The sequence below is a fragment of the Streptomyces sp. SLBN-31 genome (genome assembly GCF_006715395.1).
Lineage (GTDB): Bacteria > Actinomycetota > Actinomycetes > Streptomycetales > Streptomycetaceae > Streptomyces.
In genome coordinates this window covers 880,065-900,084 of the sequence record NZ_VFNC01000001.1, presented here as the reverse complement: position 1 = coordinate 900,084, position 20,020 = coordinate 880,065, and the positions used below count along the sequence as shown (strand labels likewise).

Here is a 20,020-nt window from a genome sequence, read left to right as displayed (position 1 = left end):
CTCACGTCCGGGGGATGGGGATGGGGGTGCGGTTCTCGACGGCGGCTGCGATGGCTGGAACCGAATGTCCCGCTTCCGCTCGCTTCCGCATTGCGGTGACTATCCCGTGCGGCTGTGAGGGCGGTCACCCTTCCGTTCATTTAGTTCACCATCGGCCTGCGAGGCACACTGACGGCATGCGCATCCCCCTCCCCCGACCCCGCAGCCTGGCCGGTCAGCTGTTCGCCATGCAGGCAGTGCTGATAGCGGTGGTCGTGGCCGGATACGCACTGTTCACGTACGTCACCGACCAGCGGCAGGCGCAGGACGCGGCCGCCCGCCAGGCCATGGCGGTCTCCCGCTCCATCGCCGACGCCCCGTCCGTGGTGGCCGCGATCCACACCCCGAACCCCACGGCCGAGCTCCAGCCGTACGCGCTGCGGGTGATGCGCGGCGCCGACGTCGACTTCGTCACGATCATGGATACGCGGGGCATCCGCTGGACCCACCCCCGCGAGGAGGAGATCGGCAGGCACTTCCGCGGCACCATCGAGCCCGCCCTGCACGGCACGTCCTTCACCGAGACCTACACCGGTACGCTCGGCGCCTCGGTCCGGGCGGTCACCCCGATCTACGACCACGGCCGGATCATCGGACTGGTCAGCGCGGGCATCGAGGTGAAGGTGATCAGCAAGCAGGTGCAGGACCAGGTGTGGGCCCTGCTCGGGGTCGCGGCCGGCGCCCTCGTCCTCGGCGCGGTCGGCACGTACGTCGTCAACGCCCGCCTGCGCCGGCACACCCACGGCATGAACGCGGCCGAGCTCAGCCGGATGCACGACTACCACGAGGCCGCGCTGCACGCGGTGCGCGAGGGGCTGCTGATGCTGGACGGCCAGTACCGGGTGGCGCTGATCAACGACGGGGGCCGGGAGTTGCTGGGGTTGCCGTCGGAGCAGTCCGAGGAGGACGTCGTCGGCAGGTCGGTCGCGGACCTCGGGCTGCCCGCGCCGCTGACCGGGGCGCTGCTCGCCTCCGAGCCGCGGGTGGACGAGGTGCATCTGACGAACGACCGGGTGCTGGTGGTGAACACGTCACCGGTGTCGGGCGGCGAGCGCCGGGGCACCGTGGTCACGCTGCGAGACGTGACCGAACTGCAGTCCCTGATGGGCGAGTTGGATTCCGAGCGGGGCTTCACGCAGGCGCTGCGCTCGCAGGCGCACGAGGCGGCGAACCGGCTGCACACCGTCGTGTCCCTGATCGAGCTGGGCCGCGCGGAGGAGGCCGTCGACTTCGCCACGGCCGAACTCGAACTGGCCCAGGCCCTCACCGACCAGGTGGTGGCGGCGGTGAGCGAACCGGTCCTGGCGGCGCTGCTGCTGGGCAAGACGGCGCAGGCGAACGAGCGGGGTGTGGAACTGGTGGTGTCGCAGGACAGCCGCCTCGACGACGGCCTGTTGCCGCCCTCGCTGCCGGCGCGGGACCTGGTGACGATCCTCGGCAACCTGATCGACAACGCGGTCGACGCGGCGCAGGGCAGCCTGCGGGCGCGGGTGACGGTGACGGCGTACGCGGAGGGCACCGAACTCGTCCTGTGCGTCGCGGACACGGGCGACGGAGTGGACCCCGCCCACGCCGACCTGGTCTTCCAGCGGGGCTTCACCACGAAGCCCGCCGGGCCGGGGGGCCGTGGCCTGGGGCTGGCCCTGGTCCGGCAGGCTGTGCAGCGGCACGAGGGCTCGCTGTCCGTGGCGGAGGCGGACGGCGGTGGAGCGGAGTTCGTGGTGCGGTTGCCGTTGGCGGAGGAGAGCGCTGTGGTCCCTGGGCGTGGCATATGACGAGCGGACAGCCCATCCGGGTGCTGGTCGTGGAGGACGACCCGGTGGCCGCGGACGCGCATGTGATGTACGTCGGCCGGGTGCCGGGGTTCGTCGCGGTCGGCAAGGCGCACAGCGGGGCGGAGGCGCGCCGGCTGCTCGACCGGCAGGCGGTGGACCTGCTCCTGCTCGACCTGCATCTGCCGGACGTGCACGGGCTGCAGTTCGCGCGGTCGCTGCGGGCGGCGGGACATCACGCGGACGTGATCGCGGTGACCTCGGCGCGGGATCTGACGGTGGTGCGGGAGGGAGTCTCGCTGGGGGTCGTGCAGTACGTCCTGAAGCCGTTCACCTTCGCGACCCTGCGCGACCGGCTCGTGCGGTACGCCGAGTTCCGGGGGGCCGCGGGCGAGGCCAGCGGCCAGGACGAGGTGGACCGGGCCCTGGCCGCGCTGCGGGCGCCCGGCCCGGCGGCACTGCCGAAGGGGCTCAGCGGACCGACGCTGGAGCGGGTGACCGTCGCGTTGCGTGACAGCGGGGAGGGCATGACCGCCGCGGGAGTGGCCGAGGCGGTGGGGATCTCCCGGATCACGGCGCGACGGTACCTGGAGCATCTGGTGGAGGCGGGCAGGGCCGCGCGGGCTCCGCAGTACGGGACGGTGGGGCGGCCGGAGTTGCAGTACCGGTGGGTGAGCGGCCCGTAGGGCGTGCCGGATGGGACTCTCGAACGCGCCCTACGGCTGTCAGGCGAACGGCCAGGCGTACAGCAGGATCTGGGAGCCCAGGACGACGACGGTGAGCGCCTCGAACAGGGACAGTGCGAGCAGGCCGGGGGTGGTCTGGCCGGCGGCCCAGTAGACGGTGAGGCCGGCCAGGGGAACCGCGCAGAAGGCCAGCAGGTCGATCACACTCTGGATGATCTTGCGCGAGCGGCGGCGGGGGTCGCCGCGGTGGCCCGTCTCCCACCCGAAGGCCCGCTCGGTCCGGGCGAGTTCGGCCAGCCGCGGCCCCAGGTCCTCGCGCACGTAGGTGCCGATCGCGGAGATCTTGTCGTCGTTGACGAGGTACGTCCAGCCGAGGACGACGGTGACGGGCGGCAGCGCGAGCAGCATGGCGGACTGCTTGGCCTGGGCGGCAGCGGCGATGACGGCGGCGACGATGGTGAGGGTGACGTAGAGGAGGTTGTCGCGGAAGCCGATACGGGTCTTCTGCTCGTCCTTGAGAGTCTGGTACTCGGCGAGAAGCAGCTGGGCCGTGGTGACCTCTCGCTCGGGCATGTCGTCTCCCCCGGGTCCGCGCCAACACGACGTCTGTGCAGGTCACTTGGAAGTACCTTAAGGGAGTGACGCAACCCACTGCGGCGGTGCTGACCGCCTTGTCGCTGGAGTTCACGGCGGTACGGGAGCACCTGACGGACATCCGCAGGGTCCGGCACCCGAGGGGGACGGCCGCCTCGGTGGGCCGCCTGCCGGGCACCCCGTGGGAGGTGGCCCTGGTGGAGCTGGGCGAGGGGAACCTGACGGCCGCGGCGCTGACGGAACGGGTCGTGTCGTGGCTGGACCCGGAGGCGGTGCTGTTCGTCGGGATCGCCGGCGCCCTCAAGAGCGACATCGAGGTGGGCGACGTGGTCGTCGCGACCAAGGTGTACGGCATCCACGGCGGCAAGGAGACCCCGGACGGTTTCCTGGTCCGGCCCGAGGCGTGGCGGGCCTCGCACCGTCTGGAGCAGGCGGCGCGGGAGGCGCTGCGGGACGACCCGCGGGCCCACCTGAAGCCGATCGCGGCGGGCGACGTCGTACTGGCGTCGGCCCGCTCGGCCTTGGCGGCGCAGCTGAAGGCGCACTACGGCGACGCGGCCGCCGTCGAGATGGAGGGGGCGGGCGTGGCGAGCGCCGTACACCTGGCGGGCGGGGACGCGCTGGTGATCCGGGGGATCAGCGACCGGGCCGACGAGGGCAAGTCGCATGCCGACGAGGGAGGTTCGCAGCCGAGGGCGGCGGCGAACGCGGCCGGGGCGGCGGTGGCGGTGCTGCGGGAACTGCGCCCGTCACGGACGGCGGCAGCGGGCCGTGGAGGGCCGGACGCCGGAGAGGGGGCCCGCCCGACGGCGACGTACGGAGGGGATCACCTCGACTTCCGTGGCAGCACCTTCAACGGCCCGTTCGTCGCCAAGCGGGTGGAACGCCCGGGCGGCGAGCGGTAGTTCGGGGTTGCGAGCGGCACACGACCCCGGCCGTGCCGATCTCGCGCACACGCATTGACCTGACTAGACCACTCCACTTACGTTCACCGGGCAGTCATCCCGCGCCACGACGAAGTGCAGCCGCAGGAGGTCATGCCCGTGCGCCCCACCGCCGCCTTCCCCCTCCTCCCCGTCCTCCTCACCACCGCCCTTGCCGCGACCGCCCTCACGGCCTGCGGCAGCGGCTCCGGCAGCAGCCCGGACACCGTGAAGGTCTCCTTCAAGCAGTCCACGGACAACTCCATCAAGGTGATGGACGGCTATCTCGCCGACATCAAGAAGCAGTTCGAGAAGAAGTACCCGGGCAAGAAGGTCGAGCTGATCCCGATCAAGGCCCCGGACTCGGAGTACTACACCAAGGTCCAGCAGATGCTCCGCTCCCCCAAGACGGCGCCCGACCTGGTCTACGAGGACACGTTCCTCATCAACTCCGACATCACCAGCGGGTACCTGAAGCCGCTCGACCCCTACCTCGCCAAGTGGCCCGACTGGAAGCAGTTCATCGACACCGCGAAGAACGCCGCCAAGGGCGAGGACGGCAGGACGTACGGCGTCCCGGACGGCACCGACACCCGGGGCCTGTGGTTCGACAAGGGGATCTTCAAAAAGGCGGGGCTGCCCGCCACCTGGCAGCCGAAGAGCTGGGACGACGTCCTCTCCGCCGCCCGCGCCATCAAGAAGAAGGTCCCCGGCGTCACCCCGATCAACGTCTACACCGGCAAGCCCGCCGGTGAGGCGGCGACGATGCAGACCTTCGAGATGCTGCTCTACGGCACCGGCGACGGCACCTCCGACCCGCTGTACGACCGGGCGTCGAAGAAGTGGATCGCGGGGAGCCAGGGGTTCAGGGACGCGCTGTCGTTCGTGCACACCGTGTACCGGGAGAAGCTCGGGCCCGACGTCTCCACAGCCCTCGACCCCAACATCCAGACCATCGTGGCCGGCGACCTCCTGCCCAAGGGCAAGCTGGGCATCGCCCTCGACGGGTCGTGGCTGCCGCAGGCCTGGCTGAAGGGCAGCGGGCACGAATGGCACGAGTGGTCCAGCGAGTTGGGGCTGGCGCCCATGCCCACCCAGCACGGGCAGGCACCCGGCAAGGTGAGCATGTCCGGCGGCTGGACCTGGGCGGTCCCCGCCAAGGCCGGCAACCCCGACCTGGCCTTCGACTTCATCAGGACCATGCAGACCAAGGCGAACGCCGAGAAGTGGTACGTCGCCAACTCCGGCATCGCGGTACGCAAGGACGTCGCGAGCGACCCGGCGTACGCCAGGGCACAGCCCGGCATCAAGTTCTTCACGGACCTGGTGGCCAGCACCCACTACCGGCCCGCCTACCCCGCGTACCCGAAGGTCTCCACCGCCATCCAGGAGGCGATGGAGGGCGTCACGACGGGTGACACGTCCGTCGACGAGGCGGCGAGCGGCTACGACGACGCGCTCAAGGACGCCACCGACGACCAGGTCGTGCGGAAGTGAACGGCGGCCCCCGCCGATGACCGCCGCACTCCCGCACCCGAAGACGGCCGACGGCGGCCCCGAGACCACCGGTTCCGTCCCCCCGGGCCCGTCGTCCGGTCGCCGCACGCCCGGCGCGGGCGTCCGCCGCGCCCTGCTCCGGGCACTGCCCGTCTCCCCCGCCCTGGTCCTGCTGCTGCTCTTCCTCGCCGGCCCGATCGCCTACTGCGCCTACATCGCCTTCACCGACCTCCAGCTCACCGGCCAGGCCCACTCCTCCTTCGTGGGTCTGGCGAACTTCCGCAAGGCCTTCGCCGACGACGAGTTCCTGAACGCCGTATGGCTGACCCTCGTCTTCACCGTCGTGTCGTCCCTGCTCGGCCAGAACACGCTGGGCCTGGCCCTGGCCGCCCTGATGCAGCGCGCCTCGAAGCCGGTGCGCACGCTCACGGGCGGGGTCGTCATCACGGCGTGGGTCCTGCCGGAGGTGGTCGCGGGGTTCCTGCTGTACGCGTTCTTCCGTCGCGAGGGCACCCTGGACGCCATCCTGCGGTGGCTCCATCTGCCCTCCCAGAACTGGCTGTTCACCCTGCCGATCCTGGCGGTGTCGTTCGCCAACGTCTGGCGGGGCACGGCCTTCTCGATGCTGGTCTACTCGGCCGCGCTGAACGAGATCCCCAGCGAGATCACGGAGGCGGCGGAGGTCGACGGCGCGGGCGGCTGGCGCCGGCTGTGGCACATCACGCTGCCCATGATCCGCCGCTCCATCGGTACCAACCTCATGCTCAACACCCTGCAGACCCTGTCCGTGTTCGGTCTGATCTGGGTGATGACGCGCGGCGGCCCCGGCAACAAGAGCCAGACCCTGCCCCTGTACATGTACGAACAGGCCTTCCAGAACAGCATGATCGGCTACGCCACGGCGGTCGCCCTGCTCCTGCTCGTGGTCGGCTCGCTGTTCTCACTGGTCTATCTGCGCCTGCTGCGGACGGAGGTCTGATCCCCCATGGCCCCCACTGTCACCCTCGCCGCCCGCCGCCGCAGCCGCCGGCTGGCCGCCGACGCGGGCCTGCTGGCGGTCGCCGCCGCCTTCTCGCTCCCGCTGGCCTGGGTCCTGCTGTCCTCGGTGGACCCGCACGCGGACCTCAGGGTGAAAGCGCCCGACGGCCTCACCCTGGCCAACTTCGACGCGATCCTGAAGCAGGACATCACCTTCACCCCGCTCCTCAACAGCCTGATCCTGTGCGGCGGAGGAACCCTGCTGACGGTGGTGTGCGCGGCGCTCGCGGCCTACCCGCTGTCCCGCTTCCGCTCCCGCCTGAACCGGCCCTTCCTCCTCACGATCCTGTTCGCGACGAGTCTGCCGATCACCGCGGTCATGGTCCCCGTCTACGCGCTGTTCGTCCAGGTGAACCTGATCGACACCATGCAGGGCACGATCCTGTTCTTCGCCGCCTCCCAACTCCCGTTCGCCATCTGGCTGATGAAGAACTTCATGGACGGGGTGCCCAAGGAGCTGGAGGAGGCGGCATGGACGGACGGGGCGTCGTCGCTGCAGTCCCTCGTCCGCATCGTCCTGCCGCTGATGGGGCCCGGAGTGGCGGTGGTGACGGTGTTCTCCTTCGTGATGATGTGGGGGAACTTCTTCGTCCCGTTCATGCTGCTGCTGACACCGGACCAGATCCCGGCGAGCGTGAGCATCAACGAGTTCTTCGGCAACCGGGGAATGGTGGCGTACGGACAGCTCGCGGCGTTCTCGATCGTCTACTCGACGCCGGTGATCCTGCTGTACGTGCTCATCGCCCGGCGGCTGGGCGGGGGGTTCGCACTGGGCGGGGCGGTGAAGGGGTGACTTCACGCCACCCGCCGGCGGGCCGACCGTGCGAACCCCTCTTCGAGGCCCGCCCGCACGGACGGCACCCGCGGAATGCCGTCCGGGCCGGCTGTGCGGTCGCGCCCGGGACCCGGCGCGCGCACAGGTCCGCGAATATGCCCCTCTACCTTGCCATTCGCCTCGCGCGCGAAGATCGACCTCACCGTCCGTGACGCGCGCCCGCGGCCCGCCGTCCTCGCCGCCGCGTCCGGTCCGGTGCAGGATGATCTCCGGAACGCTCCCGGACACCCCCGAGCCGTACGTTCCTACAATCCGTGATCCTGGCCGAACAGACCGTAGTCACTGCACCCCGGGGGCCCTACGTTGTGCCCGTGCGCCATCCCTCACACCACCCGGACCCCCACCCCAACCGCCCTATCCACCCCACCCGGCCGCCCCAGCCGGCCCCGCCCTTCGACTCCACCGCCGCCCGCCGGCTGCGCACGGCGCTCAACATGGGCCCGGAGCACGTCGCCTACGGACTGTGCTCCTCGTACGGGCTCCCCTATGTCACCCCCGATCTCGTGATCGCCTGGGAACGCGGGGTCGTCTCCCCCACCAACCCCGAACTGGCCGCGCTCGCGGGTGTGCTGTGGTGCTCCCCCGCCGAACTCATCGGCAGGCCGCGCACCCTGCGCGAACACCGCCTGGCCCGCGGCCTCGCCCCCGAGGACGTGGCCCGCGGCGTCGGCCTGGAACTCCTCGCCTACCTGCACATGGAGGAGCACAACACCTGGCGCGGCAGCGACCGTCAGTCGGCCGCCCTCGCCGACCTGCTCGATCTGTCGCTGCCGGACTTCGTCACCGTCACGGGACGCGAGCCGAAGCTCGCCGACGCCCTGCGCGGCGCGGTGACCACACGCTGGCAGGCCTACGTCCGCCCGGTCGCCAGGATGGTGCCGCTGGACCGGCGCCTCCTGGAGGACACCCTCCAGGAGCTGCACCAGGACTACCAGGGGCAGATGGTCGCCTCACTGAGCTGGGGCGACGGAAGCGCGGCGAGCGACGCCGGCCGGGCGGGACGGGACCTCCTGGACCGGATCGTCGACCATTTCTGGGGCGCCGTGCAGGACAACACCCGCTGAGCGCTCCGCTGGATGTGCGGGACTGGGCCGTCGGGCACCCGCGGGTCCGTCGTGGCTGGTCGCGCGGTTCGGTCGCGCCCCTTCAGGGCGCGACCGAACCGCAGCGGCCCCCACCAAGTCCGCTTTGCGGGCCCTAGAACACCGACTCCGCCTCGTCCATGCGGTCCTTGGGCACCGTCTTCAGCTCGGTCACCGCCTGCGCCAGCGGCACCATCACGATGTCGGTGCCCTTCAGCGAGGTCATGTTGCCGAACTCACCCCGGTGCGCCGCTTCCACCGCGTGCCAGCCGAAGCGCGTGGCGAGCACGCGGTCGTACGCCGTCGGTACGCCGCCGCGCTGGACGTGGCCGAGGATGACCGGCTTGGCCTCCTTGCCGAGGCGGCGCTCCAGGTCGTACGCGAGTGCCGTACCGATGCCCTGGAAGCGCTCGTGGCCGAACTTGTCGATCTCGCCCTTGCCGTAGTCCATGCTGCCCTCGACGGGATGGGCGCCCTCGGCCACGCACACGACCGCGAACTTCTTGCCGCGCGAGAAGCGCTCCTCGACCATCTCGGCCAGGTCCGCCGGGTCGAAGGGACGCTCGGGCAGGCAGATGCCGTGCGCACCGGCGGCCATGCCGGACTCCAGGGCGATCCAGCCCGCGTGGCGGCCCATGACCTCGACGACCATCACCCGCTGGTGGGACTCAGCGGTCGTCTTCAGGCGGTCCATCGCCTCGGTGGCGACGCCGACCGCGGTGTCGAAGCCGAAGGTGCGGTCCGTGGAGGAGATGTCGTTGTCGATGGTCTTCGGCACACCGACCACCGGCAGACCGGCGTCGGACAGCATCCGGGCCGCCGTCAGCGTGCCCTCGCCGCCGATCGGGATGAGCGCGTCTATGCCGAATGCCTCGACCATGTCCTCGGCCCGCTCGCAGGCCTCGCGCAGGCGGTCCCGCTCCAGGCGCGACGAGCCCAGGATCGTGCCGCCGCGGGCCAGGATGCCGCTGACCGCGTTGAGGTCGAGACTGCGGTAGCGGCCGTCGAGCAGGCCGGCATAGCCGTCCTCGAAGCCGATGACCTCGTCGCCGTAGTTGTCGACCGCTCGGTGCACGACCGATCGGATCACGGCGTTCAGGCCTGGGCAGTCGCCGCCTGCGGTGAGAACCCCGATGCGCATCGTGCTGTGTCTCCTGCTCGCTGTTGATACCGGTGAGCCAGTCCGATTGTTTCATGTCCGGAGACGGTCACCGATCCCCCCTTGTCCGGCACAGGGCCATGGGTCCCGGTGCGACCCCCGCCACAGGTCCTGACATGGGGGACGAATGCTGACGGGCGCCTTATCCAGCCCCGGGGGTATTGTCAAGTAGGTTCCGCTCACCTCGGTGGGCGATTTTCACGAGCTCCCATATGACCGGTATGGACTCGGGCCGAACAGCGACGGACGAGCGACGAAACGGAGAGCACGCGTGACGCGCAGCGTGTACGTGACCGGTATCGACCGCGGCGACGGCCGCCAGGTCGTCGAGCTGGGGGTCATGGAGCTCCTGACCCGGCAGGTCGACCGGGTGGGGGTGTTCCGGCCGCTGGTCCACCACAGCCCCGACCGGCTGTTCGAGCTGCTGCGCGCCCGCTACCGGCTCTCCCAGGACCCGGGGACCGTCTACGGCATGGACTACCACGAGGCCTCCGCGCTCCAGGCCGAGCGGGGCACCGACGAGCTGGTGTCCGTCCTCGTCGACCGGTTCCACGCCGTGGCCCGCGACTTCGACGTCGTCCTCGTCCTCGGCACCGACTTCGCCGACACCCAGCTTCCCGACGAGCTGTCCCTCAACGCCCGCCTCGCCAACGAGTTCGGCGCCTCGGTCATCCCGGTGGTGGGCGGCCGCAAGCAGACCTGCGAGTCCGTGCTCGCCGAGACCCGCAACGCCTACCGGGCGTACGACGGCCTGGGCTGCGACGTGCTCGCCATGGTGGCGAACCGGGTGGCCCGGGAGGACCGGGACGAGATCGCGGGGAAGCTGGACTCGCGGCTGCCCGTGCCCTGTTACGTCCTGCCCGACGAGCCCGCCCTGTCCGCGCCGACCGTCTCCCAGATCGCCCAGGCGCTGGGCGCGAAGGTCGTGCTGGGCGACGACTCGGGGCTGGCCCGGGACGCGCTCGACTTCGTCTTCGGCGGCGCCATGCTGCCGAAGTTCCTCAGCGCCCTGACCCCCGGCTGCCTGGTCGTCACCCCGGGCGACCGCGCCGACCTGGTCGTCGGCTCACTGGCCGCGCACAGCGCCGGCACCCCGCCGATAGCCGGCGTGCTGCTCACCCTGGGCGAGGCGCCCGACGAGAACGTCCTCACCCTCGCCGCCCGCCTGGCGCCCGGCACCCCGGTGCTCTCCGTGCCCGGCATGAGCTTCCCGACGGCCGAGCAACTCTTCGCCCTGGAAGGCAAGTTGAACGCGGCCACGCCGCGCAAGGCCGAGACCGCGCTCGGGCTCTTCGAGCGGCACGTCGACACCACCGACCTCATCCGGCGCGTCTCCGCCCCCAGCAGCGACCGCCTCACCCCGATGATGTTCGAGCACAAGCTGCTCGAACAGGCCCGCGCCGACAAGCGCCGGGTCGTCCTGCCCGAGGGCACCGAGGAGCGCATCCTGCACGCCGCCGAGGTGCTGCTGCGCCGCGGCATCTGCGACCTCACCCTGCTCGGCCCGGTCGACCAGATCCGCAAGAAGGCCGCCGACCTCGGCATCGACCTGGGCGACTCGCAGCTGATCGACCCGGCCCGCAGCGAGCTGCGCGACTCCTTCGCCGAGAAGTACGCCGACTTCCGCGCCCACAAGGGCGTCACGGTGGAGCTGGCCTACGACGTGGTCAGCGACGCGAACTACTTCGGCACGCTGATGGTCCAGGAGGGGCTGGCCGACGGCATGGTCTCGGGATCCGTGCACTCCACGGCGGCGACCATCCGGCCCGCCTTCGAGATCATCAAGACCAGGCCGGGCGCCGACATCGTCTCGTCGGTGTTCTTCATGTGCCTCGCCGACAAGGTGCTGGTCTACGGCGACTGCGCGGTGAACCCCGACCCGGACGCCCGGCAGCTCGCCGACATCGCCATCCAGGCGGCCACCACCGCCGAGCAGTTCGGCGTGGAGCCGCGGATCGCGATGCTGTCGTACTCGACCGGCACCTCCGGGTACGGGGCCGACGTCGACAAGGTGCGGGAGGCGACGGAGCTGGTGCGGCAGCGGCGGCCCGACCTGAAGATCGAGGGGCCGATCCAGTACGACGCCGCCGTGGAGCCGACCGTCGCGGCGACCAAGCTGCCGGAGTCGGACGTGGCCGGGCAGGCGACAGTGCTGATCTTCCCCGACCTCAACACGGGCAACAACACCTACAAGGCGGTGCAGCGTTCGGCCGGCGCGATCGCGGTCGGCCCGGTGCTGCAGGGCCTGAACAAGCCGGTCAACGACCTGTCCCGGGGCGCGTTGGTCTCGGACATCGTCAACACCGTGGCCATCACCGCCATCCAGGCCCAGACCCCGACACAGAAGGCGACCGTCCAGTGAGCGCGTCCCGCGTCCTCGTCCTCAACTCCGGCTCCTCGTCGGTGAAGTACCAGCTCCTCGACATGCGGGACAGCACCCGGCTGGCCATGGGGCTCGTCGAGCGCATCGGCGAGCAGTCCTCGCGGATCCGGCACACGCACGTCGGCGCCGACGACACCCGTGAGTGGAGCGGGCCGATCGCCGACCACGACGCCGCCCTGAAGGCGGTGTCGGAGGAGCTGGCCAAGGACGGGCTCGGGCTGGACTCCCGCGAGCTCGCCGCCATCGGCCACCGGGTGGTGCACGGCGGGAAGACGTTCACGGAGCCGACCGTCATCGACGACGCCGTGCTCGCCGAGATCGAGCGGCTGATCCCGGTGGCCCCGCTGCACAACCCCGCCAACCTCACCGGCATCCGCACCGCGCAGGCCCTGCGGCCCGACCTGCCCCAGGTCGCCGTCTTCGACACCGCCTTCCACACCACGATGCCGGAGTCCGCGGCCCGCTACGCGATCGACGTGCGCACCGCCGACGAGCACCGCGTGCGCCGCTACGGCTTCCACGGCACCTCGCACGCGTACGTCTCGCGGGCGACGGCGAAGCTGCTGGGGAAGGCGCCCGAGGACGTGAACGTGATCGTGCTGCACCTGGGCAACGGCGCCTCCGCGTCCGCGGTGCGCGGCGGCCGGTGCGTGGACACCTCCATGGGACTGACGCCTTTGGAGGGGCTCGTGATGGGTACGCGCTCGGGAGACATGGATCCGGCTGTCATCTTCCATTTGGCGCGTGTTGGCGGAATGTCCATCGACGAAATCGACGCTCTTCTCAACAAGAAGAGCGGGCTGGTCGGCCTGTGCGGCGACAACGACATGCGGGAGATACGACGCCGGGTCGACGAGGGCGACGAGGAGGCGAAGCTCGCCTTCGACATCTACATTCATCGCCTGAAGAAGTACATCGGCGCCTATTACGCCGTGCTGGGTACGGTGGACGCGATCGCGTTCACGGCGGGCGTCGGCGAGAACGCGGCAGCGGTGCGCGAGGCGGCCGTCGCGGGCCTGGAGACCCTGGGTCTCGCGGTGGACGGCGCGCTGAACGCCGTACGCGGCGACGAGCCGCGGCTGATCTCGCCCGCCGACGCGCGGGTGAAGGTCGCGGTGGTGCCCACCGACGAAGAACTGGAAATCGCGACGCAGACCTACGCCCTGGTCGGTCGGTATTGATATGCGGCTCCGCCGTGTGACAACTGAGCGGTAACAAAGCAACTGAGCGCCGGCCCGCCCATTTGTATCTTCCGCCAGACGGAATATTCCGCGGCGAAACAAACCGATAGGATCCACCCCATGCGCCGTTCGAAAATCGTCTGTACTCTCGGCCCCGCGGTCGACTCCCACGAAATGCTGGTCTCGATGATCGAGGCCGGAATGAACGTGGCCCGGTTCAACTTCAGCCACGGCACCCACGCCGAGCACCAGGCGCGGTACGACCGCGTCCGTGCCGCGTCGAAGGAGACGGGCCGGCCCGTCGGTGTCCTCGCCGACCTGCAGGGCCCGAAGATCCGCCTGGAGACCTTCGCCGAGGGTCCGGTCGAGCTGGAGCGGGGTGACGAGTTCGTCATCACCGTCGAGGACGTCCCGGGTGACAAGACCATCTGCGGTACGACCTACAAGGGCCTGCCCGGTGACGTCGACCGCGGCGACCAGATCCTGATCAACGACGGCAACGTCGAGCTGAAGGTCCTGGACGTCGACGGCCCGCGGGTGAAGACGATCGTCATCGAGGGCGGCGTCGTCTCCGACCACAAGGGCATCAACCTGCCCGGCGCGGCCGTCAACGTGCCCGCGCTGTCCGAGAAGGACGTCGAGGACCTGCGCTTCGCGCTCCGCATGGGCTGCGACATGGTCGCGCTGTCCTTCGTCCGCGACGCCAGGGACGTGGCCGACGTCCACAAGGTGATGGACGAGGAGGGCCGCCGGGTCCCGGTCATCGCCAAGGTGGAGAAGCCGCAGGCGGTGGACAACATGGAGGACGTCGTGATGGCGTTCGACGCCGTCATGGTGGCCCGCGGTGACCTGGCCGTCGAGTACCCGCTCGAGAAGGTCCCCATGGTGCAGAAGCGCCTCATCGAGCTGTGCCGCCGCAACGCCAAGCCGGTGATCGTGGCGACCCAGATGATGGAGTCGATGATCACCAACTCCCGTCCCACGCGCGCCGAGGCCTCCGACGTCGCCAACGCGATCCTGGACGGCGCGGACGCGGTCATGCTCTCCGCCGAGTCCTCCGTCGGCGCCTACCCGGTCGAGACCGTCAAGACGATGTCGAAGATCGTCACCGCGGCCGAGGAGGAACTGCTGAGCAAGGGCCTGCAGCCGCTGGTGCCCGGCAAGAAGCCGCGTACGCAGGGCGGTTCCGTCGCCCGCGCCGCGTGCGAGATCGCGGACTTCCTCGGCGCCAAGGGCCTGGTGGCCTTCACCCAGTCCGGCGACACCGCCCGCCGGCTGTCGCGCTACCGCGCGCAGCAGCCGATCATCGCCTTCACCACCGACGAGGACACCCGCAACCAGCTCACGCTGAGCTGGGGCGTGGAGTCGCACGTGGTGCCCTTCGTGGACACCACGGACGAGATGGTCGACATGGTCGACCAGGAGATCGCCAAGATCAACCGCTTCTCGGCGGGCGACACCATCATCATCACCGCCGGCTCGCCCCCCGGGGTCCCCGGCACCACCAACATGCTCCGCGTCCACCACGTCGGCGGCGGCAACTGACAGGCCCGCGAAGGCGGTTGTACGGCGCTGAGGGCGCCCCCCGGCAGCGGGGGGCGCCCTCAGTCCTTGCGGCTCCCGAACGGGCCTGTGGCGGCGCTCAGCCGATTCCGTCGGTCGTGTACAGGTGCATGCCCGGCACGTGCAGCGTGCCACCGAACTGGGCGGCCTGGACGACCTTGACGTTGGTGAAGTAGATCAACGGGATGTTCAGCGGCGGCGGGTTGTCGGGGCTGAACGTGATCGGGATCAGCCCGAACAGGTTCCCGGAGATGGACTCCGTGTACATCGTGGTGTCGCCGTCACGGATGGTGGACGTCGTCCCCTTCCCGGCTTCCACGTGGTACGTCTTGTTCTGCTGCTTGTCCTTGACCGTCTGGTTCAGGTCGCCGATGTCCGTGCCGTTCGATATGACGTACTTCAGCACCTTCTTCTTGGTGCCGTTGGCCGTCTTCACCTCGACGACGCCCTGGTAGTCGGCCCCCTTCAGCAGCAGCGAACTGGCGCTGAGGTACCAGGGGTCGTCCGCCACCGCCACCTTGTTGTCGACACCGCTGACGTCCTCGGTGGCGGCGGGGCAGTTCTGCGCGTCGGTGCTGGAGCTCGCCGACGGGCTCGGCGAGGAGGTGGCCGTCTCGGCTGCCTTCTCGACCGACTTGGTGACGTCCTGGGCCGTGCCGGTGGCCGTGTCGGTCGTCTTCTTGACCGTGTCGGTGACCTTCTTGGTCGTGTCCTTCACGGTGTCGGACGCGCTCGACGTCGAGGAGTCCTTGGACGTGTCGCTCGACGAGGAGGACGCGGAGGGGGACGGCGACGGGCTCGCGCTCGACGAGGAGTCGGAGCCGCCGGTGAAGATCCCGGTGATCGCGTCGCCGAGGTCGCCCAGCAGACCGCCGCCGCTGTCGCCGCTCGCGGACGCCGAGGGGGTCGGCGTGGCGGTGGCGCCGCCGGACGTGTCCTTGCTCCCGCTGTCCGTCGCGGACGGGCTGGGCGAGGCCTTGTCGTCGGAACCTGAATCCGACGAAGAGGCCGTGCCCGAGTCCGTGCCCGTTGCGGAGGAGTCCTTCGACGTGCCGGCGGAGGACGACGGCGAGGGCGTCGCGGTATCGGCCGAGTCGCTGGAGCTCGCCGAGGCGGACGGCGACGGCGAGGCCGAGGAACCGTCCAGCGCGGCAACGCAGTTCTTGTACTCGTCGGCGGTCAGGCTCTTCGCTGTCGGCGTCGAGCCACCACTGTCCGCGAGGGCGAGCGAGGACGTGAAGCCCATGCCCATGAGGACGGCGGTCGGCATCGCCGCCATGGCTATCGCCTTGCCGGCCGGCATGTGGAACCGGGTGAACAGCGGCTTCTTGGGTGCCGCGTGGCGCGGCCCGGTTCTCACACGGGACTCGTCCACATCAGCCCCGTGGGTCACCTCGTCAGCCGGCACTGTGCCTCCCGTTCGCCCCGTTGGCCGGGCTCGTTCCTGACAGATCGTTCGGCTCGCCCACCACGGGCTTGAGGATGGCGGTGTCGGGGTCGGTGGCCTGCGGCGCACCGCCCGTCCCGGTGGTGTCCTCCTGGGCCGGCTGCTCGCCGGGCTCCGCGCCCGGCGCCCAGGCGATGGCCATGGCCCCGCCCACCAGCGACAGCAGGAACCCCATCAGGAACCCGCCGAGATTGGACACCGGGATGGACACCAGGCCCAGCAGGATCGCGGCGACGCCCGCGAAGACCCGTACGTGCTTCTGGAACCAGAGGCTGACGCCGAGGACGACGAGCAGCACGCCGATGATCAGGGAACCGGCTCCGCCGGTGGTGGCCATCGCCAACGTCAGGTGACCGACCTGGAGATGCGCGTACGGGAAGTACATGATCGGAAAGCCGGCGAGCAGGACGAACAGTCCGGCCCAGAACGGCCTCGTACCCCGCCAGGCGCGGAACTGCAGCCTCCGGCGGCTGAACTGGCCGACGGGTGCGGCAGGAGTCTCGGCGCTCATGGAAAACAGCTCCCTGGTGCGGCGTTGCTGTGGTGATCGTGCTGTGTGGTGACGCTGTGGTGGTGAGTGTGATGCGTGTGAAGAAGGTGCGGGAAGGTGGACGGGCGGGGGCGCCATCGGCTCCCCCGCCCGTCACAGAGTGCTCAGTAGCACTCGTGCGTACCCGTCTGCACGGACATCTTCAGCCCGCTGAGCTTGAAGGTTCCGGCGGTGGTCGCCCACGCCGTCTGCTTCACGCCGGACAGCGAGGCGTGCTCGGCCTGCTGGGCGAACCCATACGGGTTGGCGGCGTCACCGCTCTTGATGCCGGGGCCCTTGCTGGCGTTCCCGGCGGCCACACCGATGTCGATGTTGGTGAACGTCGCGTCGGCCGACAGGTCGTCGAGGTCGATGTAGAGGTTGTCGGCCTCGACCGGCTTGTCACCGCCGCCCGCCTTCAGGATGAGGCTGACGCTGCCGAAAATCGGGACGTTCGGCGTGACCACCGACTGGCACAGGCCCTTGATGGACGCGGACTTGAACGCCGAGACCGCGACCGGGTGGGCCGTCTTCTTGCCGTCGAGGGTGTACCCCGAGTCGATGGCCCCGTACTGCGAGAAGCCGTCGCCTTCCAGCTGGTCGGCCGTGACCTTGAACTGCTGGCCGGAGACGCTGAACGACGCGGCGAGAGCGCCCTGCGCGAGGGCGACACCTATCGCGGCCGTAGCGGCGACGCTGGGCACCATGACCACAGCGAACCGCTTCCATCTGGTCCCGCCACGCACCTGGGACTCCATATTTCCTCCTTCTCGGACGTACATCTCCTGGCCCCGGCTGCCTCCAGTCGGCGGCTCGTCCGGGCAGGGATGGGAGAAGTGCTACGTCCTCGGGAAGGAGAGCGCCCGTCTCGGAGGCGCGAACCGCGCACCGATCACCGGCGATCACCCCCGAGCGACAACCACTGGTCGCGCCTGACACGCATCACGCACAACCTTGCTGGACAGGCTTCACCGAGTGGGTGAAGACCCCCCTGCCCAAGAGCCGACGCGCCTGGCGCTGGCTCTGCCCGGTGGGGACCCTGGAACTCCCGCGACCCAACCGGCTGTCGGGGTACGGGAACGGACCGAGCGTGGCCGATCGTGGTGCATTCTCGCCGCCCGCACAAGGGCCTTCGTTACTCGGTAGTAACGGCCGGATAACCGAAGGACGACCCACAGGTCTCGGGCGGCGACGCACGGTGCACTCGAGGGTGGGAACAAAACTATTGATCGTTGGACAGAACCCGACAGATCAAAGCCCGTAACTTACTCCAAGTAACAGCGGCCGCGATTACCAAGATTTGGTAAAGCGCGGCCGCAGTGGAGCTACGTCGGCAAATCTTTCACTCGGGCATCACATGCGGTGACGTTTAGCGACTGGTCAGAACAGGGCTCGCGCCAGAGCCCGCCTGGCCGTCGCCACACGAGGATCGTCCGCCCCTACGACCTCGAAGAGCTCCAGCAGTCGCAGACGCACCGCGTCCCGGTCGTCACCCACCGTGCGCCGGACGGTCTCGATGAGCCGCCCGAAGGCGTCCTCCACATGACCGCCGACGAGATCCAGGTCCGCCGCGGCGATCTGCGCCCGCACGTCGGCCGGCTTCTCGGCCGCGTCCCGGCGCACGACCTGCGGGTCGAGACCCTGCACCCGCTGCAGCAACTCGGCCTGTGCGAGGCCGAGTTTGGCCTCCGGGTTGGCCGGGTCGTCGCTCAACACGTTCTTGTACGCCTGGACCGCACCGCTGAAGTCCCCCGAGTCCAGGGCCTGTACGGCGGCCTCGAGCAGGGCGTCGTACGGCCCCGCCGGCATCTCCTCGGGCTCGGGACGGGCGCCGCCCGGCTCGGCGTCGGGGTCGACCGTGAGACCGGTCAGGCCGAACCGCTGCTCGGCCACCTGCACCAGCTGGTCGAGGGTCTGGCGGATCTGCGCCTCGCCGGCGGCCCCCTGGAAGAGCGGCAGGGCCTGCCCCGCGACGACCGCGAAGACGGCCGGGATCCCCTGGATGCCGAACTGCTGCATCAGCATCTGGTTGGCGTCGACGTCGATCTTGGCGAGCAGGAAACGGCCGTTGTACTCGACGGCGAGCCGCTCCAGGACCGGGCTCAGCTGCTTGCAGGGCTGGCACCACTCGGCCCAGAAGTCGATGACGACGGGCACCTCGGCGGAGCGCTGCAGGACATCGCGCTCGAAGCCGGCCTCGTCGACGTCGATCACCAGGTCCGCCGGCGAGACGGCTCCCGGGCCGCCGCCCTGCCGGGCGGCCTCGGCACGCGCCTGCTCCGCCTTCTCCTTGGCCTCCTGGGCCGCCTTCACCGCGGCGAGGTCGACGACTCCGCTCATGGACATGTTCCGTGGCTGCATGCGTCTATCCTCCCCCGTACTGTGCGCGCGCGTGAAAAGCGTGGTGAAAGCCGGTCATCATGCGTGGTCGTCGTGCGTCTTCGTGGTGCGTGGTGGTGCTGGTTCGGCGCCGGGTCCCCACCCCACGCCTGTGGTCGTCACTCAAGTGCGTCACCCGCGCGAGCCGCGCGAGCTTTCGCTACGAGTCGTAGCGTAATGGCACTGAGTGCCTCCGGGACACCACCCCCCGGTGATCTCCCTCACTGCGTCACGGGAACCGCCGGTTATGGTCTTGGGATGCAGAGCCGCAGCCGCGCCCCCCGTGCCACGGGGCGCCCGCGCAGCGCTGCCGCGGACGCCGCGATCCTGGCGGCCACGCGGGAGGCGCTGGTGGAGCTGGGCTGGTCCAAGCTCACCCTGGGAGACGTGGCGATGCGGGCCGGGGTTGCGAAGACGACCCTCTACCGGCGCTGGGCGGGCAAGAACGAACTGGTCGTCGACGCGGTGGCGGAACTCTTCGACGAGCTGCGGCTGCCCGACCTCGGCAGCCTCGCCGCCGACATCGAGGGCGTCGTCCTGCAGTTCGCGGCGATCCTCGCCCGCCCTGAGGCGGCGTGCGGCCTGATGGCGGTGGTCGCGGAGTCGACCCGCGACGACGCCCTGCGCGCACGGATCCGCACGTCGATCGTGGAGCCGCAGAAGCGGCTGGTCCTTCAGGGCCGGGAGCGCGCCCAGCAGCGCGGCGAACTGCCGGCGGAGTCGGACCCCGCGGAGGCGGCCCGCACGGTCGACCTCATCTTCGACGTGGTGGCGGGCGCGGTGGTCCACCGGACGCTGGTGAGCGCCGAGGCGGCGGACGAGGAGTGGGTGCGCGGCTTCACCCGCATTCTGCTGGTGGGGCTGACCTCGTGAGCCCGGGGTGCCGAGGGGCGAGCCCCCCGGCACCCGCGCG

Annotated in this window: 17 protein-coding genes; 11 read left to right on the top strand and 6 right to left on the bottom strand. The window is 70.2% G+C overall.

Features of this window, described 5'->3' with window-relative positions:
- Window positions 1-176 precede the first annotated feature (176 nt).
- Both FBY22_RS04360 and FBY22_RS04355 read left to right on the top strand, forming a co-directional pair.
- Complete coding sequence (locus FBY22_RS04360; RefSeq protein WP_142142571.1) at window positions 177-1,814, top strand: sensor histidine kinase; 1,638 nt, start codon at window positions 177-179, stop codon at window positions 1,812-1,814.
- A complete protein-coding gene (locus tag FBY22_RS04355) occupies window positions 1,811-2,497 on the top strand; it encodes a response regulator (RefSeq protein ID WP_142142570.1) in 687 nt (228 codons plus the stop codon). The genes FBY22_RS04360 and FBY22_RS04355 overlap by 4 nt, the downstream gene beginning before the upstream one ends.
- Before the next feature lie 39 nt (window positions 2,498-2,536).
- Here FBY22_RS04355 and FBY22_RS04350 read toward each other — a convergent pair whose 3' ends face one another.
- Window positions 2,537-3,070 (bottom strand): hypothetical protein, encoded by a 534-nt coding sequence (locus FBY22_RS04350; RefSeq protein WP_142142569.1) that lies wholly within the window; start codon window positions 3,068-3,070, stop codon window positions 2,537-2,539.
- 65 nt (window positions 3,071-3,135) lie between these two features.
- Here FBY22_RS04350 and FBY22_RS04345 point away from each other — a divergent pair, with 65 nt between their 5' ends.
- The 5 genes from FBY22_RS04345 to FBY22_RS04325 all read left to right on the top strand — a co-directional run bounded on the left by FBY22_RS04345 (window position 3,136) and on the right by FBY22_RS04325 (window position 8,448).
- Window positions 3,136-3,996, top strand: coding sequence for a 5'-methylthioadenosine/S-adenosylhomocysteine nucleosidase (locus FBY22_RS04345; protein WP_260844706.1), 861 nt, complete (start codon window positions 3,136-3,138; stop codon window positions 3,994-3,996).
- A 132-nt stretch (window positions 3,997-4,128) separates the two neighbouring features.
- On the top strand, window positions 4,129-5,511 hold the full coding sequence (locus tag FBY22_RS04340; RefSeq protein ID WP_142142568.1) for an extracellular solute-binding protein: 1,383 nt from the start codon (window positions 4,129-4,131) through the stop codon (window positions 5,509-5,511).
- A 16-nt stretch (window positions 5,512-5,527) separates the two neighbouring features.
- The gene (locus tag FBY22_RS04335) at window positions 5,528-6,490 is read left to right on the top strand and encodes a carbohydrate ABC transporter permease (protein WP_142142567.1); all 963 of its coding nucleotides are present in this window, start codon (window positions 5,528-5,530) and stop codon (window positions 6,488-6,490) included.
- Window positions 6,491-6,496: 6 nt separating this feature from the next.
- Window positions 6,497-7,342: a carbohydrate ABC transporter permease gene (locus FBY22_RS04330; RefSeq protein ID WP_142142566.1), complete on the top strand. Its 846-nt coding sequence runs from the start codon at window positions 6,497-6,499 to the stop codon at window positions 7,340-7,342.
- A 353-nt stretch (window positions 7,343-7,695) separates the two neighbouring features.
- Window positions 7,696-8,448, top strand: a complete 753-nt coding sequence (locus tag FBY22_RS04325; RefSeq protein ID WP_399210479.1) for a helix-turn-helix domain-containing protein — start codon at window positions 7,696-7,698, stop codon at window positions 8,446-8,448.
- Between the two features lie 133 nt (window positions 8,449-8,581).
- On the opposite strand, the gene FBY22_RS04320 is transcribed toward FBY22_RS04325, so the two are convergent.
- The gene (locus tag FBY22_RS04320; RefSeq protein WP_142142565.1) at window positions 8,582-9,607 is read right to left on the bottom strand and encodes an ATP-dependent 6-phosphofructokinase; all 1,026 of its coding nucleotides are present in this window, start codon (window positions 9,605-9,607) and stop codon (window positions 8,582-8,584) included.
- A 289-nt stretch (window positions 9,608-9,896) separates the two neighbouring features.
- Here FBY22_RS04320 and pta point away from each other — a divergent pair, with 289 nt between their 5' ends.
- The 3 genes from pta (at window position 9,897) to pyk (ending at window position 14,734) form a co-directional block, all read left to right on the top strand.
- Complete coding sequence (gene pta / locus FBY22_RS04315; protein ID WP_142142564.1) at window positions 9,897-11,987, top strand: phosphate acetyltransferase; 2,091 nt, start codon at window positions 9,897-9,899, stop codon at window positions 11,985-11,987.
- Window positions 11,984-13,189, top strand: a complete 1,206-nt coding sequence (locus FBY22_RS04310; protein WP_142142563.1) for an acetate kinase — start codon at window positions 11,984-11,986, stop codon at window positions 13,187-13,189. The genes pta and FBY22_RS04310 overlap by 4 nt, the downstream gene beginning before the upstream one ends.
- Before the next feature lie 120 nt (window positions 13,190-13,309).
- A complete protein-coding gene (gene pyk / locus FBY22_RS04305; protein ID WP_142142562.1) occupies window positions 13,310-14,734 on the top strand; it encodes a pyruvate kinase in 1,425 nt (474 codons plus the stop codon).
- A 97-nt stretch (window positions 14,735-14,831) separates the two neighbouring features.
- Here the strand turns inward: pyk and FBY22_RS04300 are convergent, their stop codons facing one another.
- The 4 genes from FBY22_RS04300 to FBY22_RS04275 all read right to left on the bottom strand — a co-directional run bounded on the left by FBY22_RS04300 (window position 14,832) and on the right by FBY22_RS04275 (window position 19,089).
- Window positions 14,832-16,160, bottom strand: coding sequence for a hypothetical protein (locus FBY22_RS04300; protein ID WP_142142561.1), 1,329 nt, complete (start codon window positions 16,158-16,160; stop codon window positions 14,832-14,834).
- Window positions 16,150-16,710, bottom strand: a complete 561-nt coding sequence (locus FBY22_RS04295; protein ID WP_142142560.1) for a DUF6114 domain-containing protein — start codon at window positions 16,708-16,710, stop codon at window positions 16,150-16,152. Before FBY22_RS04295 ends, FBY22_RS04300 begins: the two co-directional genes overlap by 11 nt.
- Window positions 16,711-16,853: 143 nt before the next feature.
- Window positions 16,854-17,486 carry a DUF6230 family protein gene (locus tag FBY22_RS04290; protein WP_142142559.1) on the bottom strand — a complete coding sequence of 211 codons (633 nt, stop codon included), beginning with the start codon at window positions 17,484-17,486 and terminating at the stop codon, window positions 16,854-16,856.
- A gap of 622 nt (window positions 17,487-18,108) precedes the next feature.
- On the bottom strand, window positions 18,109-19,089 hold the full coding sequence (locus FBY22_RS04275; protein WP_142142557.1) for a tetratricopeptide repeat protein: 981 nt from the start codon (window positions 19,087-19,089) through the stop codon (window positions 18,109-18,111).
- Window positions 19,090-19,365: 276 nt separating this feature from the next.
- On the opposite strand from FBY22_RS04275, the gene FBY22_RS04270 reads away from it, so the two are divergent.
- The gene (locus FBY22_RS04270) at window positions 19,366-19,980 is read left to right on the top strand and encodes a TetR/AcrR family transcriptional regulator (protein ID WP_142142556.1); all 615 of its coding nucleotides are present in this window, start codon (window positions 19,366-19,368) and stop codon (window positions 19,978-19,980) included.
- Window positions 19,981-20,020 lie beyond the last annotated feature (40 nt).